The 17,642-nt window shown below is 46.5% G+C and carries 12 protein-coding genes; 4 read left to right on the top strand and 8 right to left on the bottom strand.

Annotation, left to right across the window (positions count from 1 at the left end):
- Positions 1-103: 103 nt before the first annotated feature.
- On the bottom strand, positions 104-946 hold the full coding sequence (locus CHU92_RS10600) for an isoaspartyl peptidase/L-asparaginase (protein ID WP_094415377.1): 843 nt from the start codon (positions 944-946) through the stop codon (positions 104-106).
- 109 nt (positions 947-1,055) lie between these two features.
- Positions 1,056-1,991, bottom strand: a complete 936-nt coding sequence (locus CHU92_RS10595; RefSeq protein ID WP_094415375.1) for a cyanophycinase — start codon at positions 1,989-1,991, stop codon at positions 1,056-1,058.
- 220 nt (positions 1,992-2,211) lie between these two features.
- On the opposite strand from CHU92_RS10595, the gene cphA (CHU92_RS10590) reads away from it, so the two are divergent.
- Positions 2,212-4,839 (top strand): cyanophycin synthetase, encoded by a 2,628-nt coding sequence (gene cphA, locus CHU92_RS10590; RefSeq protein ID WP_094415373.1) that lies wholly within the window; start codon positions 2,212-2,214, stop codon positions 4,837-4,839.
- 262 nt (positions 4,840-5,101) lie between these two features.
- On the opposite strand, the gene CHU92_RS10585 is transcribed toward cphA (CHU92_RS10590), so the two are convergent.
- Complete coding sequence (locus CHU92_RS10585) at positions 5,102-5,980, bottom strand: cyanophycinase (protein WP_094415371.1); 879 nt, start codon at positions 5,978-5,980, stop codon at positions 5,102-5,104.
- A gap of 255 nt (positions 5,981-6,235) precedes the next feature.
- On the opposite strand from CHU92_RS10585, the gene cphA (CHU92_RS10580) reads away from it, so the two are divergent.
- Positions 6,236-8,869: a cyanophycin synthetase gene (cphA, locus tag CHU92_RS10580; protein WP_094415369.1), complete on the top strand. Its 2,634-nt coding sequence runs from the start codon at positions 6,236-6,238 to the stop codon at positions 8,867-8,869.
- 244 nt (positions 8,870-9,113) lie between these two features.
- Here the strand turns inward: cphA (CHU92_RS10580) and CHU92_RS10575 are convergent, their stop codons facing one another.
- Genes CHU92_RS10575 through CHU92_RS10560 form a run of 4 tightly spaced genes read right to left on the bottom strand, consistent with a single transcriptional unit; the run spans position 9,114 to position 13,025 of the window.
- Complete coding sequence (locus CHU92_RS10575) at positions 9,114-11,138, bottom strand: M3 family metallopeptidase (RefSeq protein ID WP_094415367.1); 2,025 nt, start codon at positions 11,136-11,138, stop codon at positions 9,114-9,116.
- Positions 11,139-11,143: 5 nt separating this feature from the next.
- Positions 11,144-11,341 (bottom strand): hypothetical protein, encoded by a 198-nt coding sequence (locus tag CHU92_RS10570; RefSeq protein WP_094415365.1) that lies wholly within the window; start codon positions 11,339-11,341, stop codon positions 11,144-11,146.
- Between the two features lie 2 nt (positions 11,342-11,343).
- Positions 11,344-11,832 (bottom strand): 5-(carboxyamino)imidazole ribonucleotide mutase, encoded by a 489-nt coding sequence (purE, locus tag CHU92_RS10565; protein WP_094415363.1) that lies wholly within the window; start codon positions 11,830-11,832, stop codon positions 11,344-11,346.
- Positions 11,829-13,025 carry a 5-(carboxyamino)imidazole ribonucleotide synthase gene (locus CHU92_RS10560; protein ID WP_094415361.1) on the bottom strand — a complete coding sequence of 399 codons (1,197 nt, stop codon included), beginning with the start codon at positions 13,023-13,025 and terminating at the stop codon, positions 11,829-11,831. The genes purE and CHU92_RS10560 overlap by 4 nt, the downstream gene beginning before the upstream one ends.
- Positions 13,026-13,245: 220 nt before the next feature.
- Between CHU92_RS10560 and CHU92_RS10555 the strand changes: the two genes are divergently transcribed.
- The gene (locus CHU92_RS10555; protein WP_094415359.1) at positions 13,246-14,709 is read left to right on the top strand and encodes a glycoside hydrolase family 130 protein; all 1,464 of its coding nucleotides are present in this window, start codon (positions 13,246-13,248) and stop codon (positions 14,707-14,709) included.
- Between the two features lie 77 nt (positions 14,710-14,786).
- Positions 14,787-16,061 (top strand): MFS transporter, encoded by a 1,275-nt coding sequence (locus CHU92_RS10550; protein WP_243389588.1) that lies wholly within the window; start codon positions 14,787-14,789, stop codon positions 16,059-16,061.
- Between the two features lie 143 nt (positions 16,062-16,204).
- On the opposite strand, the gene CHU92_RS10545 is transcribed toward CHU92_RS10550, so the two are convergent.
- Positions 16,205-17,563 carry a UDP-N-acetylmuramate--L-alanine ligase gene (locus CHU92_RS10545; RefSeq protein WP_094415357.1) on the bottom strand — a complete coding sequence of 453 codons (1,359 nt, stop codon included), beginning with the start codon at positions 17,561-17,563 and terminating at the stop codon, positions 16,205-16,207.
- Positions 17,564-17,642 lie beyond the last annotated feature (79 nt).

The following is a 17,642-nucleotide window of genomic DNA, read 5'->3' as shown; positions in this document are numbered from 1 at the left end:
ATGAGGACTTGCAGCGGAAAGCCCGGCCCGAAGGGACACGCCCAAAAAAATGATATAAAAGAAAATGCAACCGGCTCAGAAGAAAAAGTGCCGGTAGTATGGACTACCCAAAAACCTCATACGCTTCACCATCATAGCTGGCAAAAACCATTGTGGGGTGCGAGTCCCGGTGAAAGATGTTCCCTTTGCTGTCAATAGCTATAGCACCGCAAAATCCATCGTAAGGCTTAAGTTCTTCAAAGGTCTTTTCAAAGGCTTTTTTAATATCCAGCCCGTCGGTTACACGGGTCACTATTTTAGCGGCTGTGGCATTGCTCACTATGTCCTCCCCTACGCCTGTGCAGCTGACCGCGCAGTAATCATTGGCAAAATTACCGGCTACAGTAGCCGAATCTGATATGCGCCCCACCATTTCAAAACCCTTACCGCCTGTAGAGGTTGCCGCAGCAAGCCGGCCATCCTTATCAAGCGCTACACACCCAACGGTTCCCGTACCTTTAGCGGCAAGTTTTTTCTCAAATTCGGCCCGGCGCTCCGGTGTTTCTGTACTATACGCATCAAAGCCGTTTACACGGGCAAAGTGTATCGCACCTTCCCCACCGAGTACCTTATCATCATAAGCCATGAGCTTTTCGGCTACAAAAACAGGGTTTTTCACCTCTTCAATGTTTATAACCCCACTAAACTTTTTGCTTTGCCCATCCATTATTGAAGCGCTCATCCGGATTTTGCCGTCGCTTTGTATCTGGGAGCCCGTACCGGCATTGAACAACGGGTTATCCTCCAGAAGTGAAACAGCGTAGGCAACAGTATCAAGCGCTGAATTGTTGCGGAGAAAATGATATGCCTGCGTCACAATAGCCTTAACCGCTTCCTGCTTGTCGGCTTTCATTTTATCGTCTGTAGATGATTCGCTGAAGAAACCGCCGTGTATAATAATTTTCATAATTGGGTATTGCTTTTTATAAAGATAAGGTTACGCCATAAAATAACTGTAAGCCCCAACAAACTTTCACAAAAATAAACGCCCTCGCAAAAACACAGAGGGCGTACCATTATTCTAAATCTTCTGCCTGGGGCTTCTTGTCATCATCAGCCTCTGCCGGGATGATGAGCTCTGAAGCATATTGTGAATTATGGATGTCCATCCTGTGGGTGTTCAGGTCATACGTGTCATACATGCTCATTACGTGCACAGTCAGGTTGTTTATAGATATTGGCCGCCCCATTTCCACCTGTGTAAGGTTGGTATCGGCAATATTCCTGCCATCTACCAGTATCACGAGCCCGGAACCAATGGCTTCCATACGTCCGTCGCTGGTTATGAGCAGCCCTGTATCTTCCCCAAGGCCAATGCCAAGAACTCTCGGATTACCCACAACAGCCTGGAACAGTCGCCCTATACGGCCACGCTGCACAAAGTGTGTATCGATAATTACATTTTGTATAAGGCTGAGGCCGCTGGTTATCTTCACCTCGCCTTTGAGCAACGCCTCCTGGCTGCTGCCCTGGTAGATCATATTATTGGATGCCGCCGCCGCACCGGCCGATGTCCCCGCATAAATAAACTCTTCATTCCTGAATTTGTCAAGAATAATGTCATGCAGTTTTGTACCTCCGAGTATTGAAGTAAGCCTTAGCTGGTCTCCGCCGGTAAACATTACCACATCGGCAGCGCGCATACGCTCCAGTATTTCCGGGTCATTGGTCTGCTCCCTGCGTTCAATGTTCAGCAGGCCAACATTTTTTGCCTTGAGGTATTCAAATGCCTTAACGTATTGCGGGCCCACCTCTTTAGGTATCACCGATGCTGTAGTGATGACTTCAATGCGCGAATCTTCGTGGTGCTTTGATTCGTTGATTATCCTCCTTAAAATCCCTTTCTCGAAAAAGTTGAGGTTATTGGCAATGTTCTTGTCAAAAGAAGCTTCGGTAAAGCTTCCCTTATCTACTGCGCCGCCAATAATAACTAATTTTCCTTTTATATTCATGCAGCAAAAATAGTTAAAAAGCTAAAAATGGCAATCTATAATAAAAATTTTCTTTCAAAACAGCCTTTTATCTAATTATATCTAAAAAATATTACCAAGCATTGCAATTTGAATATTTTTTTAAGTAATTTTCTAAACATAAAAATCACACGGCAATTATATTGCGCTGACACTAAAAAAACCAAAAACAAATCATTAACCATAAGAATATTAACATCCTATGAAAATCTTAAAGATACAGGCCCTGCGGGGGCCAAACATCTGGAGTACCTACCGAAAAAAACTCATCCAGATGCGGCTCGACCTTGAAGAAATGGAACAGTACCCGACCAATAAAATTGAAGGCTTCAGGGAACGGATAGAGGCCATGCTGCCGTCCCTGATTACCCACCGTTGCTCAGAGGGTGTAAGGGGTGGTTTTTTTAAGCGTGTAGAAACCGGCACCTGGATGGGCCACGTGATTGAGCATATAGCTCTTGAGATACAAACCCTGGCCGGAATGGAAACAGGTTACGGGCGTACCAGGGAAACCAAAACACCCGGCACTTATAATGTAGTGTTCAGCTACGTGGAAGAAAATGTCGGCATCTATGCCGCGGAAGCCTCCGTACGCATAGCCGAAGCGCTCATAAAAGGGGAAGAATATGATGTGCAGGCTGATATACAGCGGATGAAGGAAATACGCGAACGCGTAAGGCTCGGGCCAAGTACAGGAAGCATTGTTGAAGAGGCCATTTCCCGTGACATCCCATGGATAAGGCTGGGTACCAACTCGCTGGTGCAACTGGGCTATGGCGTAAACCAGGTGCGTTTCCAGGCTACCATAACCGACAAAACAAGCCATATTGCCGTAGATATGGCCAGTGACAAGGAACTGACCAAACGCATGCTCAGCGCTGCATCAATACCTGTGGCTAAAGGCAGCATTTGCAGTACTGAAGAAGGACTGAAGGAAATAATTGATGATATAGGCTACCCTATAGTCATAAAACCCCTTGACGGCAACCACGGCAAAGGGGCGTCAATAAATGTAACTAATTATGAAGATGCTCTTGAAGGGCTGGAATTTGCAAAAAAATACAGCAGGCGTGTCATTGTAGAGCGGTTTGTTACCGGTTTTGACTTCAGGGTGCTGGTCATCAATAATAAAGTGGTGGCTGCTGCAAAACGTGAGCCTGCACACGTAAAAGGAAACGGCACCGATACCATACAGCAGCTTATTGATACCGAAAACCGGGATCCCCGCCGTGGCTACGGGCATGAGAATGTGCTGACGGAAATAACCGTTGACCGAGATACGGAAGACCTGCTCGCCAAAAAAGGCTATACACTCGAAACCATCCCCGAAGACGGTGAGGTTGTGTACCTTAAATCGACTGCCAACCTCAGCACAGGAGGTACATCAGTGGATGTGACGGACAAAATGCACCCCGAAAACATCTTTATATGCGAAAGGATTGCCCGTGTTATAGGGCTGGATATATGTGGCATTGATATTATGGCAGAAAACCTCACACAGCCGCTCAAAGAAAATGGCGGCGTAGTACTCGAGGTCAATGCCGCCCCGGGTTTCCGGATGCACCTTGCCCCTGCCGAAGGCCTGCCGCGCAATGTGGCCGCGCCGGTGCTTGATATGTTGTACCCTCCAGGCAAGCCAAGCCGCATACCTATCATCGCCATAACGGGAACCAACGGGAAAACAACCACTACACGCCTCACCGCACACATCGTAAAAAACAATGGCTACAAAGTAGGGTTCACAACATCAGACGGCATCTATGTGCAAAACCATATGCTGGACAAAGGCGACACTACCGGCCCATTAAGCGCCGAATATATACTCAAAGACCCTACGGTTGAGTTTGCCGTGCTCGAAACTGCCCGTGGGGGCATCCTGAGGTCAGGCTTAGGTTTCAATAGGTGCGACATAGGTATCATCACCAATATCAAAGAGGACCACCTGGGGCTAAATGATGTGCATACCCTGAAAGACCTTGCTAACGTGAAAAGCGTAGTGGTGCGCAGCATCAAAAAAGACGGTTGGGCCGTGCTAAATGCTGATGACCCGGAATGTGTGCGCATCGCAGAAGACCTGGACTGCAACGTTGCTTATTTCAGCATGGACGAGAGCAACCCTGTCATCCACGAATGTACTAAAAAAGGCGGTATTGCGGCCGTATATGAAGAAGGCTATGTTACCATAAAAAAAGGCGAATGGAAAATACGGATTGACAAGGCATCTCACATACCCCTTACCCTTGGGGGCAGGGCCAGATTTATGATTGCCAATGTATTGGCCGCCACGCTGGCAAGCTACCTGTGGGGCTTTAAAACTGATGACATCTGCCTTTCACTCAACACATTCATCCCGGGTGCCGCCCAGACTCCGGGCCGTATGAACATCTTCGAGTTCCGGAAGTTCAGGGTACTGATTGACTTTGCCCATAACCCGGCAGGATATAAAGCGGTTGAGGAGTTTCTACAGAATGTGGAGGCCACCCGGAAAATAGGCATTATAGCCGGTGTAGGCGACCGCCGTGACGAAGATATTATGGAATGCGCTACCATCGCTGCCCGCATGTTTGACCACATCATCATACGCCAGGATAAACATTTACGGGGGCGTACGGACGAAAACATCAACGCACTGATAATCCGGGGGATTGAAAAAGCAGGGCGCAACGTTACCTACGAGATGATCCCGCGCGAAAACGATGCCATAAAACACGCCATAAACAATGCTGTCGAAGGCAGTTACATCGTAGCCCTCAGCGATGTTGTGGCCAATGCTATCGAAATTGTGCAGCGCTACCTCGATAAGGAAAACGAAGAATTCATCCAGAATTAAAACTACAGCCGCCTCATAAACAGGCGGTTTTTTTTTCGCTGCTGTACAACAATTAAAATTTCATACAGATTTTTTTCCTGAAGCAGAATCTTTCAGGCCATATCCGTATAGGCCAGGGCCCGCTATTCGCTCTATCTCCCCGCCGCGAAAGCAGGCGGCGGGGAGGATGCCGCTGCTATCGGGGCTATGCCTCAAGCGCCTGAGTATTTTTGCCGTCGCAGGCCCTACCCCCGGCTAACCCTAAACAAAAGACAGCGCCATTTTATTCATCCCTGTCGTTGCGGTGGTCAATAATGAGTTTATGCTTTTTATAATCATAAATATCGTACTTGCTCATCACGTGCACCACCACATTTTCTATAGATATAGCCTCACCGTCATCAATATCATTAAAATTAGAATCAGCAATGCAGCGCCCGTCCACAAGCATTATCATTCCGGGGCCTATCGCTTCCATCTTGCTGCCATTAGTAACCAGCAGGGCCGCGTTTTCTTCAAGGCCTATGCCCAGCAGGCGGGGGTTGGCCACCACAATCTGCAGCAGGCGGCCTATACGCCCACGGGTAACAAAGTGGGTATCTACAATAACATTGTTTATAAAGCCAAGCCCGCTGGTTACACGCACCTTGCCTTTAAAAAGGGAAACATCGCTGGTCCCCTGGAACACCATATTGTTTGAAGCCGCAGCCGCACCGGCCGAGCTGCCGGCATAGACAAAATCTTCCTTAAAATACTTTTCCTGCATCATATTGAGGAAAGGCGTACCTCCCAGTATCGAAGTAAGCCGCATCTGGTCGCCTCCGGTTACCATAACAATATCGGCTTTAGAAAGGCGTTTCAGTAACTCCTCATCGTGGGCGCCTTCTCTTGATTTTATGTTTATGATACCCGTATTCTCAGCATTCAGCCTTTTAAAAGCTTTCCGGTAGTCATCCCCTATTTCTTCAGGCACGGTTGAAGCCGTGGTAAGTATTTCAATTCGGGACTTATCTTTTTTCACAGATTCATCGATAACCCTTCGCAGGATTCCGTTCTCATAATAATCGTCAACTGCGGTGTCATTATCCATTCTTCCTTTGTCATCGGGCGTACCCTTGTCTTCTGCCCCGCCTATAATAATCAGCTTGCCTTTTACTGCCATGGTTTAAAAGTTAACGTTTTTATGATTTATTTAAGAATTTGGTTTGCAGGATAAAATTATAATATAGTTACGTCCGCTTTTTAAAGAATATTATAAAGTTTTGCTAATGTTTATTGAATTTGGCAAGACCCGCATTTATTTTGCCCAATACAAGCGCCATATAAGGTCGCTAAACAAGCCGGAACAGTTCCGGGCTTATATTATAAGTAAACAACCACATAAAATCCTACTGAAAGACAACACATCCTACACACTATGAAAATCGTTAAAATACAGGTATTGCGCGGGCCGAATGTCTGGAGCAATTACAGGAAGAAGCTTATCCAGATGCGTCTGGACCTTGAGGAGATGGAATATTACCCGACTGACAGGATACCGGGTTTTAGGGAAAGGCTGCAGCAACTGCTGCCCACGATGGTAGAGCACGAATGTTCGGAGGATAAGCGCGGAGGCTTTTTCCTGCGTGTGGAACTGGGTACCTGGATGGGCCATGTCATAGAGCATATAGCCCTCGAGATACAACAACTGGCAGGTATGGAAACAGGCTATGGCCGCACCCGATCCACCTACGAAAAAGGTGTCTACAATGTGGTGTTTGCCTATACTGACGAAGAAGCCGGTATTTATGCCGCAAAGGCAGCCGTAAGGATAGCCGAAGCACTTATAGCAGGCATGCCATACCCTATTGAAGATGACATAGAAAAACTAAGGGAAATTTGTGAATATAACTGCCTTGGGCCAAGCACTAAAAGCATTGTTACCGAAGCAGAAAAAAGGGGCATACCCTGGATGCGTATCGGCAGCGGCTCCATGATACAGCTGGGCTACGGCAACCGGCAAATGCGTTTCCAGGCTACTACAACCTGCAAGACCAATGTAATGGCGGTAGATATTGCCTGCAATAAAAAACGGACTAAAGAACTGCTTGAAATGGCATCCGTGCCCGTACCAAAAGGCAGTGTTTGCAATAGTGTGGAAAAACTGAAGGATATCACAGATGAACTTGGCTACCCATTGGTTATCAAGCCATTGGACGGCAACCAGGGGAAAGGCGCGACCATAAATATAACCACATGGGATGAAGCAGTTTCGGCGCTGGCTTTTGCACAACTGTACAGCAGCACCGTGATTGTAGAACGGTACATTAAAGGCCACGACTTCAGGGTACTGGTTATTGATAATAAATATGTAGCCGCGGCAAAGCGGATGCCAGCTTACGTGAAAGGAAACGGGGTTGATACCATAAAAACGCTTATAGAAGAAGTAAATGCCGACCCAAGGCGGGGCAACGGGCACGCCAATGTGCTGACAAAGATAAAAGTAGACAGGGATACGGAAGAAATGCTGAAGAAACAGCAGCATACGCTTGATTCTGTCCCTCATACAGACGAAATTGTGTTCCTGAAATCAACAGCTAACCTCAGCACCGGCGGATGCGCAGAGGATGTAACCGACACTATTCATCCGGCTAACATAGCCCTTGCGGAAAGGATAGCCAAAGTAATAGGGCTTGATATATGCGGGATAGACATCATGGCCGAAACGCTGGAGCATCCCATCAAAGAAACCGGCGGGGCGGTTATAGAGGTTAATGCCGCACCGGGCTTCAGGATGCACCTGGCCCCTACTGCAGGCAGGCCGCGTAATGTGGCAGCCCCTGTAATTGATATGCTCTACCCGGAAGGTACCGAAAGCCGCATCCCGGTAATAGGCGTTACAGGCACTAACGGAAAAACCACTACTACACGCCTGCTGGCACACATTGCCAAAACCTCAGGCTATAAAACCGGGTACACCACTACCGATGGCATATACATTGATGGCGAACTGCATCAAAAAGGCGACACTACCGGCCCTGCAAGCGCGCAGTATATCTTGAGGGATCCCTCGGTTGAGTTTGCAGTACTCGAAACCGCACGCGGCGGTATGCTCCGCTCAGGTATGGGGTATGACCAATGTGATATAGGTATTATTACCAACATTAAGGAAGACCACCTGGAGCTCAACGATATACATACGCTCGAAGACCTTGCCGAAGTAAAAAGCATAGTGGTGCGCAGCGTAAAGCGGGACGGCTGGGCCGTACTCAATGCCGAAGATGAACAATGCGTAAATATAACTGATGAACTGGACTGCAACGTAGCCTTCTTCAGCCTTGATGAGGAAAATGAACATATAAAGCGCTTTTGCAGCGAGGGGAAAACAGTGGCTGTTTTTGAAAATGGCTACATCACCATAAAAAAGGGGAATAAAAAGATACGCATCATCAACGTGAGCAATGTGCCTGTAACGCTTGACGGCAAGGTAAAATTCATGATAGCCAATGCCATGGCGGCAGCGCTCGGTGCCTACCTCTGGGGCTTTACTACCAAGCAGATAGCTGCCGCGCTGCAATCATTCGTGCCGGGCTTTGAGCAGACACCCGGGCGGCTTAACCTGTTTGAATTCAGGCGGTTTAACGTCCTTGTGGACTATGCGCACAACCCGCACGGCTACCTTGCCGTGGAAGATTACCTGAAGAACGTGGGCGCCAGGCGCAAAATCGGGATTATTTGCGGCATTGGCGACCGCCGGGATGAAGATATAAAAGAATGCGCCCTCATTGCCGGCCGCATGTTTGACCATGTGATACTGCGCCAGGATGCCGACCTGCGCGGAAGGCCTGCCGAAGAGATCCATAAACTGCTGGTTGAAGGGCTGGACTGCTGCGAAAAAAGAGTAACCCACGAATATGTGGGCGAAGAGACCGAAGCGATGCGCCACGCCATAGAAATCGCCGAAGAAGGCGACCTTGTAGTGGCACTGACCGACCGGATAACCGATGTGGTAAACGTAGTAAAAGAGCACCAGGCCCGCGAGGAACGGGAAAATATGGTACAGTCAGCATGAACATAATAAACCGGCTTTGTTGCCGGTTTTTTTTAATATCTTACAGGATACTAATCCCGCAGAACTTAACGGTAAGCAGCGCTGCCTGAGAAGCACTGCCGATTTGAATTAGCCCTGATGGAAGCGGCATCCTCCCAGCCGCCGCGCTTATGGCGGCTGGGAGATATAGCTGACAGCAGGAAGTGACACCACCAGAAGTGCGCTTAGCTTACTGCTCCTAAAATGTATCCCATACCAGGGGAAGCTACACCAGTCCTGCCCTTTTTAGAAGTGCTTCAGGCCTGGGTTCCTGCCCGCGGAACCGCCTGTATAGCACCATAGGGTGCTCTGTGCCACCTTTAGAGAGGATGTTGTCTTTAAATTTAATTGCGGTTTCCCTGTCAAAAATGCCTTTTTCCTTAAAGTATTCAAACGCGTCAGCATCAAGCACTTCCGCCCACTTGTAGCTGTAGTAGCCTGATGAATAGCCACCCTGGAAAATATGCGAGAATGATGTGCTTATGGCATTCTCCTTCACGTCAGGATAAAGCTGCGTCAGGGCAAATTGCTGTAGTTCGAATGCCTTAACGTCAGTGATTGCGGAAGGATCCTGGCTGTGCCACCCCATATCGAGCAACCCGAAACCAAGCTGGCGCAGTGTTGCCATACCCTCCTGGAAAGCAGCACTTTCCTTTATTTTTTCGATATACTCCATGGGTATCATTTCGCCGGTTTGGTAATGGCGCGCAAAAAGTGCAAGCGCATCAGGCTCGTAGCACCAGTTTTCCATTACCTGGCTTGGCAGCTCTACAAAATCCCAGTAAACGCTTGTGCCGCTAAGTGAAGGATAAACAGTATCGGCTAGCATGCCGTGCAGGGCATGGCCAAACTCATGGAATAGTGTGGTAACTTCGTTAAAAGTAAGCAGCGAAGGCTTCGTTTCCGTAGGCTTGGTAAAGTTGCACACGATAGATACATGTGGCCTATGATTAATGCCGTTTTCAACGTATTGCGGTTTGAACGATGTCATCCACGCGCCGTTGCGCTTCCCTTTTCGGGGGAAGAAATCAGCATAAAAAACGGCCACCAGCCCATCTTCATTGCTCACCTCATACGTTATAACATCTTTGTGGTATTTATCAATATCACTGACTTCAGTAAAAGCCAGCCCGAATAACCTGCCTGCGATGGTAAAGGCGCCCTGTAGTACATTTTCAAGTTTAAAATAAGGCTTCAGCTTTTCGTCATCAAGGTTAAACAGCTTTTGTTTCAGCTTTTCACTATAGTAAGCACCATCCCACTTTTCGAGCCTGTCAGGGCCTCCCGACTCTTTTGCAAAAGCAGTAAGCCCGGCAAATTCTTTTTCAGCCGCAGGTTTTGCCTTTTCCAGAAGATCATTCAGGAAAGACAGTACCTTCGCGGGGTTTTCGGCCATACGCTCTTCCAGTACAAAATCAGCATGTGATTTATATCCCAAAAGATTAGCCCTCTCATGCCGCAGCCTTACAATGTCCAGTACTATATCCTGATTGTCATACTCGTTCCCCTGAAAGCCTTTTGCGCCAAAGGCTATGGCAAGCTGCCTGCGCAGTTCCCTGTTGTCAGCATAGGTTATAAAAGGCATATAGCTTGGATAATCAAGTGTAAATATCCAGCCTTCTTTTTCCTGGCCTGCTGCCAGTTCGCGTGCGGCCTCAACAGCGCCTTCAGGTAATCCTGCAAGGTCTTTTTCATCAGTAATATGCAGTTGGTAAGCATTAGTTTCGGCCAGTACGTTTTCGCCAAACTCAAGGCTGAGGCGCGCCAGCTCTTTATCAATCTCACGCAGCCTTGTTTTTTTCTCTTCCTGCAGGTTGGCGCCGTTACGTGAAAAGTTCTTATATTTTTTTTCGAGCAGTGTCTGCTGCTCGGGTGTAAGTGTAAGTGAATTTTTTTTATCATATACTGCCTTTACCCTTTCAAAAAGATGTTTATTAAGGCGTATGTCATTACCAAATTCTGAAAGTAAAGGCGATACTTCAAGCGCTATTTTTTGTATCTCATCATTAGTTTCGGCGGAATGCAGGTTAAAGAATATGTTAGATATCCTGTCGAGCCTTTCGCCACTGTAAGACATGGCTGCTATTGTATTTTCAAACGAAGGCGGCTCAGCATTGTTTACAATAGCATCAATTTCCTTTCGTGCGCTTTCTATGGCTTCCTTAAAGGCAGGCAAAAAATCTTCATTCTTAATCCGGCTGAAAGGGGCTGTATCGTGTTTTGTATTAAACTTTTCTAATAATACGTTCATGGCGGTTATTGATTAATTGTATCGTTAAGTATTTTATAATCTGTTATTATTACAGTATCATGCATTATCATTGTATTGGGTGCATAATGTGCGTCAAGGCTTATGCTCTGCACGTTATCAAAACTGTACTCTTGTTGCGGGCTTTTACTTTTACAGGCTATAGCAGATAAAATGGCAAACAGGGTAACGATGGCTGCTTTCAATGTTATTTTTTATTTTTAAGGCCTTCGGAGGCTTTATTTACAGCATCCTTAAGGCTTAGTTTATAAGCTATTATTTTAGCCTGTACTATTTTATCATGGCTGCCCAGTATTTGTGCGGCGAGTATCCCTGCATTTTTGGCACCGTTCAATGCCACGGTTGCCACAGGCACGCCTCCCGGCATTTGCAGTATAGAAAGTATGCTGTCCCACCCGTCAATCGAATTACTTGATTTTACAGGTACGCCTATTACCGGCAGCGGGCTCATTGCCGCTACCATACCCGGCAGGTGCGCCGCGCCCCCCGCACCGGCAATAATTACGGCTACATTGCGTGTGTGTGCCATGGTGCTGTATTCAAACAGTTTTTCGGGTGTGCGGTGTGCCGATACAATGTCAACTTCTGTTTCAACGCCAAATTCGGCTAATATATCAATGGCTTCCTGCATTACCGGCATGTCCGATATGCTGCCCATAATTATTCCTACTTTCATATGTTGTCAGGTTTTTGTATGCCCCCTCCGGGGGTTTGGGGGATGCTTATAACTTTAATAGTCTCTTTTACTTCTTCGGCTACTTTCCGGGCTTCGTTTATATCTTCATGTACAATGGTTACGTGCCCCATTTTGCGGAAAGGCCTTGTTTGCTTTTTGCCATAAATATGTGGCGTTACACCGCTTTTACCAAGTATTGATTCAATATTCTGGTACACTACATTGCCTGAATATCCTTCAGCGCCTACAAGGTTAACCATAATACCTGCGGCTTTACTGGCAGTATTGCCGAGCGGCAGGTTAAGTATTGCCCTTATGTGCTGTTCAAACTGGCTCGTGTAGCTGGCCTCTATAGAGTAATGCCCGCTGTTGTGTGGCCTTGGGGCTACCTCGTTCACCAGTATCTCATCATCTTCGGTCTGGAACATTTCAACAGCCAGCAGGCCCACGTGGTTAAATTTTTCTGATACTTCAAGTGCTATCCTTCGTGCCTTTGCCGCCACGGCCTCATCAATGCGTGCCGGGCAAATTACGTACTCTACCTGGTTGGCTTCCGGGTGAAATTCCATTTCTACTACCGGGTAGGTTTTTATTTCGCCAGATGGGTTACGCGCTACAATAACTGCCAGCTCATTTTTAAAAGGTATCATAGCTTCAGCGATACATTCGCCTTCAGGAAGCCCGTTAAAGCTCTCCGCGGAACGGATAACCTTTACACCGTTGCCATCATAGCCGAACTGGGAGCTCTTCCACACAAAAGGCATTGCCACCTCATTATTTTCTGCAGCCTGCTTCAGGTCACTAAGGGTTGCGAACCTTTGGTAATCAGCTGTCGGAATGTTATTAGCCTTATAAAAATCCTTTTGTTTCCCTTTATTCTGTATCAGCCGCAGCGTTGCCGCCGATGGATATACCTTCAGCTCCTCATTTTCCAGTTTTTCAAGTGCCTCTACATTAACATGTTCAATTTCGAGCGTAAGCACATCAACCTGTTTACCAAAATCATAAACTGTGTCATGGTCCATCAGGTCGCCTTTAAAAAACCTGTTGCTGCCTGTTTTGCAGGGTGCTTCATCACTGGGGTCAAGCACGTAGGTTTGAATATCAAATTTCCGGGTTTCGGTAAGCAGCATCTTGCCGAGCTGCCCGCCGCCTAAAATCCCCAGTTTAAAATCAGAAGAAAAATAGTTCATGCATTGTGTTGTTGTTTGCTTGCCAAAGATACTTAAAGCCTGATATTTTATCATTATTTTCAGGGGCATTTTATGCCGGTGTTACAATCCGGAAAGGCTGATCCTGTAGTTTTTTCACTTAATTTTAGCATTTGCCCACTTCCGGCATGTAAAATTATCTTCGTATTTTAGAGGTTCATTAAAGTTTCTTTTAGATTTTCTTGCAAATACATCATAGGCTATGAGATTAAGTATTGAAAGGAAACCCGTAAAGGTTATGCCTGATACCCGCAGGGTTATTGCCCGCTTTTTTTTTAACGGCGAAGAGCGTGCGGTGGAACTGATAAAGAAGATACTAGCCCTTGATAAAGATGAGGTTTTTGCCCTTGTATCGCCGTTGCTCCAGGATTTTTCAAAAAGGCACCGCAACATTACCCGAAAGCTTTTCCGCCACTGCGAACGTGTAAAACAGGATATAGTGGCCGCAGGAGGGAATTATGATAAGCTGGATGATTACACAAAACTGCTCATAGGCTCCTACTTTACGCACGAATACTCTATAGAGTCCGCAGCTTTTTTTAATCCTTCCATAATACCTGACCCGGACCAAACTAACCTTGAGGAAGGCCAGCTGAGGGTAATTATAAGTTTCAGGGCAGTGGGCGAGGGTCACGTTTCCTCCGTTGTGTTCAGGCGCGCCATAATTGATAAGCACAATAATATTACGGTAATACCTGCCGGCAATTATATTGATGAGGCTGAAAAAGTACATAATATAATATACCAGAAAAGGCTTTTCCTGAAAAAAGCGGAAGATGCGGGCATCAACCAGAGATTTCTGCAATCAGTTGCCGAAAAGCTTGAAGACCGGTTTGATTATGAGCAGCTGAAAAAACTGGTGCTGGCCTCACGTAATGAAACAACCGAGACGGCTGTTATAAGGCAGTATAACCTTATCCTGGCGCTGTCAGACAGTTACCGCAGGATTACATTCTCAAAAGATACCGACATAAGCGACAGGGTTATATTTCCCATATCAGATTTTGAGGTTAAGGGTATTGAAGATGCCCGGTTTGTAAAATTTACCGATGATAACGGGAAGGTGGTTTACTATGCTACCTATACGGCTTATGACGGGATACATATAATGCTAAAGCTGTTAAAAACTGCTGATTTTTATGAGTTTAAAACAAGCCCGCTGAACGGGGCAGGCGCTAAAAACAAGAACCTGGCGCTTTTTCCGCGGAAGATAAACGGTAAATATGCCATGCTTTCGCGTATTGACGGCTGGAACAATTACCTGATGTATTCTGACAATATCAATGAGTGGGAAAACCCGATAAAGATACAGGGGCCAGAATACCCGTGGGAGTTTGTGCAGATAGGAAACTGCGGATCGCCTATTGAAACGGAATACGGATGGCTTGTAATTACCCATGCGGTAGGCTATATGCGTAAGTACAGCATAGGGGCATCGTTGCTTGATATTGATAATCCGGAGAAAGAAATAGGCCGGCTTAAAGATCCGCTTATTGTCCCTAATCCGGATGAGCGCGAAGGATATGTGCCAAATGTTGTATATTCGTGCGGCTCAATAATACACAACGGAGAACTTATTATACCATACGGGTTAAGCGACCACAGCTCAAGCTTTGCCACCGTAAACCTCAGGACATTACTTGACAGGCTGAGGAGCGGCGGCTGATGCTGGTTGCCAGTTGTTGGTTGTTGGTTGTTTGTGTTGAGTCCTGAGAGGGTAATAATAAATAAAATAAGATTCAATTGGAAGGCGAAGCAGGGGATAAGGGTTTTTTAAGCAAAAACCCTGTACTGAAAATTAGGGAATTCCTGTCGTTCTTAACGATACGTTTCGGGCTTATATTCGCCCTTAACATGCAAATAACCATTATTTACTACTGGGTGTACCATCTTACTAATGATAAGCTGGCACTGGGCCTTGTAGGCCTCTCAGAAGTTATACCCGCCATAGGCTGCTCGCTGTTTGCAGGCCATTTTGTCGACTTAAACGAAAAGCGTAAGATGGTGCTTTTCTGCATTACAGGTTATATACTCCTTTCCATAAGCCTTTTTGTGCTTACCACACCGTTTTCTGTAGCAAGGCTCGGACAGGATGTAACGGTTTACGGCATTTACTTCCTGGTTTTTTGCGGCGGTGTTATCCGGTCGTTCATGGGGCCTTCAGTATTTTCCTTATTCGGGCTTGTGGTACCCAGGCAGCATTTTGCCAATGCTACAAGCTGGAGCAGCATGGCATGGCAGACCGGGGCTATGCTGGGGCCGCTGGTAGCGGGTGTTATGATAGCGCTTGATGGGGTAATAGCCGGAATGCTTGCTGTGGTAATAATTATATTGCTTTTACTCGCGCCCGCACTATCAATTAAAAGTAAGCCCATAATAAAACAGGAAAAGGAACCTATGCTGCAAAGCCTTACGCAGGGTATACGTTTTGTGCTGAAAACACCTGCCCTTTTAGGCGCACAGCTGCTCGATATGTTTTCGGTACTGTTTGGCGGGGCTGTTGCGCTGCTGCCTGTTTACCAGAAAGAAATATTGCATGTTGACGAAGTAGGCTTCGGGATTTTGAGGTCGGCGCCGGGCGTAGGGGCTTTGCTCACTATGGGGATACTGGCTTTCCTGCCGCTGAAAACCCACCCCGGGCGTAAACTGTTCCTTGCAGTAACGGGTTTTGCGCTCTCAATAATTGTGTTCGGCCTCTCCACCAGCTTTATATTATCGTTCTTTATGCTGTTGCTTTCCGGGATGTTCGATGCCGTAAGCGTGGTAATACGAAGTACCATCCTGCAGCTTGTAACACCTGACCATATGCGGGGGCGTGTGGCATCGGTAAATACTATTTTCGTAAGCTCATCTAATGAGCTGGGCGATTTTGAAAGCGGTGTGATGGCGCACTGGCTGGGTACAGTAAGGGCAGTGGTTGTAGGTGGCTGCTTAACGTTAGGTGTGGTAATAGTAACGTTTTTCAGCGCGCCGCAGCTACGGAACTTCAATTTTGATGAGGAGGGGAAGAAAGAGTAACTCTACTTTCCAAATCAGGGAGTTTACCTTCAATAGAAAAAATGCCTTATAATGTCATTCTGAAAGTGCTGTAATGAAGTGAAGAATCTCAGGAAACTGAGTAAAGACTCTTCCTTCCTCAGAATAACATTACCTCTTATAGCTTATATTAAATTTTTAACTTCATCAAAATTAAGCCCGCCATAGTTTCCGGAACTCATTAGCAATAATGCTGTGCCTTTGCTGTCGTGCTTTATATTGTACAGGTAATTTTTAAGCTCCGCCGGATTGGTGTATATAATCAAATCTTTCCTGTTAAAAGCTTCGGCTATCTGTTCATAGGTTACTTCTTCCAGTTGCTTTATCTTAACTGCGTCCGGAGAGTAAAATACTACGGCCACATCGGCAGCATCAAGGGCGCCTTCATATTCTTTTAAAAATCCGGCATTAAGGCTGCTGTAAGTGTGCAGCTCCAGGCAGGCTACCAGTGTACGGTCAGGATACTGCTCCTTAACGGCTTTGGTAGTGGCCGCTACCTTACTGGGTGAGTGTGCAAAATCTTTATACGCTACATTATTGCCTTTTTCAGCAATCTTTTCAAGGCGTTTGCTGGCTCCCTTAAAGCTGGCTATGGCTTCATAAAAATCAGCTTCATCCACACCCATGTTCTGGCAAATCCATTTGGCTCCGGCCAGGTTGTTAAGGTTGTGTGTCCCGAAAACTTCAATAGGCATGGGGCCTTCCGGTGTTTCCAGGTAAGTAGTGCCATTTTCAACATGGTAGGCTGGCGTGCTGTACGGCATCTTACGGATTGGGTTTGAGGCCGCTTCAGCCACGCGTTTCACTTCCGGGTCATTTTCATTATAAACCAGGATGCCGCCATTGGTGATCTTACCGATAAATAGTTCGAACTGTTCCACATAGTTTTCATAGGTGGGGAACACATTGATATGGTCCCATGCTATACCACTTATTAATGCAATATTTGGCTGATAGAGGTGGAATTTTGGCCTGCGGTCCATAGGCGAAGAGAGGTATTCATCTCCTTCAAGTACTATAAAATCATTTTCTTCGGTAAGCTTTACCATAGTGTCAAAACCTTCCAGCTGTGCACCCACCATATAATCTACCGCTATATTATGATAGTTCATTACATGCAGAATCATACTGGTAATGGTAGTTTTGCCGTGGCTGCCGCCAATTACCACACGGGTTTTGTTTTTAGACTGCTCATACAAAAATTCGGGATAGGAATATATTTTTAGCCCGAGCTCCTGTGCCCTGAGCAATTCAGGATTATCAGCTTTGGCATGCATACCCAGGATAACGGCTTCAATATCAGGAGTGATCTTTTCAGGGAACCAGCCTAATTCGGCCGGGAGGAGCCCCTTATTTTCCAGCCTTGACCTCGATGGCTCAAATATGGCATCATCGCTGCCTGTTATGGTATATCCTTTTTCATGAAGGGCAAGCGCCAGGTTGTGCATGGCCGCGCCGCCTATAGCTATAAAATGTGTACGCATGGTTGTATCAGTATGTTTTTCCTTTTGCCGCTCCCAACCTTTTACTTTTAAATGTGCTCTTATGAGTAAGCAGCGGCAT

This window comes from Flavobacterium cyanobacteriorum, from assembly GCF_002251835.1.
GTDB classification, from domain to species: domain Bacteria; phylum Bacteroidota; class Bacteroidia; order Flavobacteriales; family Flavobacteriaceae; genus Flavobacterium; species Flavobacterium cyanobacteriorum.
This window is presented reverse-complemented; position numbering and strand designations above follow the sequence as displayed.

Bases quoted from the DNA above. Each gene is read 5' to 3' on its own strand.
- CHU92_RS10600 (WP_094415377.1), bottom strand. From the start codon at position 946: ATGAAAATTATTATACACGGCGGTTTCTTCAGCGAATCATCTACAGAC.
- CHU92_RS10595 (WP_094415375.1), bottom strand. From the start codon at position 1,991: ATGAATATAAAAGGAAAATTAGTTATTATTGGCGGCGCAGTAGATAAG.
- cphA (WP_094415373.1), top strand. From the start codon at position 2,212: ATGAAAATCTTAAAGATACAGGCCCTGCGGGGGCCAAACATCTGGAGT.
- CHU92_RS10585 (WP_094415371.1), bottom strand. From the start codon at position 5,980: ATGGCAGTAAAAGGCAAGCTGATTATTATAGGCGGGGCAGAAGACAAG.
- cphA (WP_094415369.1), top strand. From the start codon at position 6,236: ATGAAAATCGTTAAAATACAGGTATTGCGCGGGCCGAATGTCTGGAGC.
- CHU92_RS10575 (WP_094415367.1), bottom strand. From the start codon at position 11,138: ATGAACGTATTATTAGAAAAGTTTAATACAAAACACGATACAGCCCCT.
- purE (WP_094415363.1), bottom strand. From the start codon at position 11,832: ATGAAAGTAGGAATAATTATGGGCAGCATATCGGACATGCCGGTAATG.
- CHU92_RS10560 (WP_094415361.1), bottom strand. From the start codon at position 13,025: ATGAACTATTTTTCTTCTGATTTTAAACTGGGGATTTTAGGCGGCGGG.
- CHU92_RS10555 (WP_094415359.1), top strand. From the start codon at position 13,246: ATGAGATTAAGTATTGAAAGGAAACCCGTAAAGGTTATGCCTGATACC.
- CHU92_RS10545 (WP_094415357.1), bottom strand. From the start codon at position 17,563: ATGCGTACACATTTTATAGCTATAGGCGGCGCGGCCATGCACAACCTG.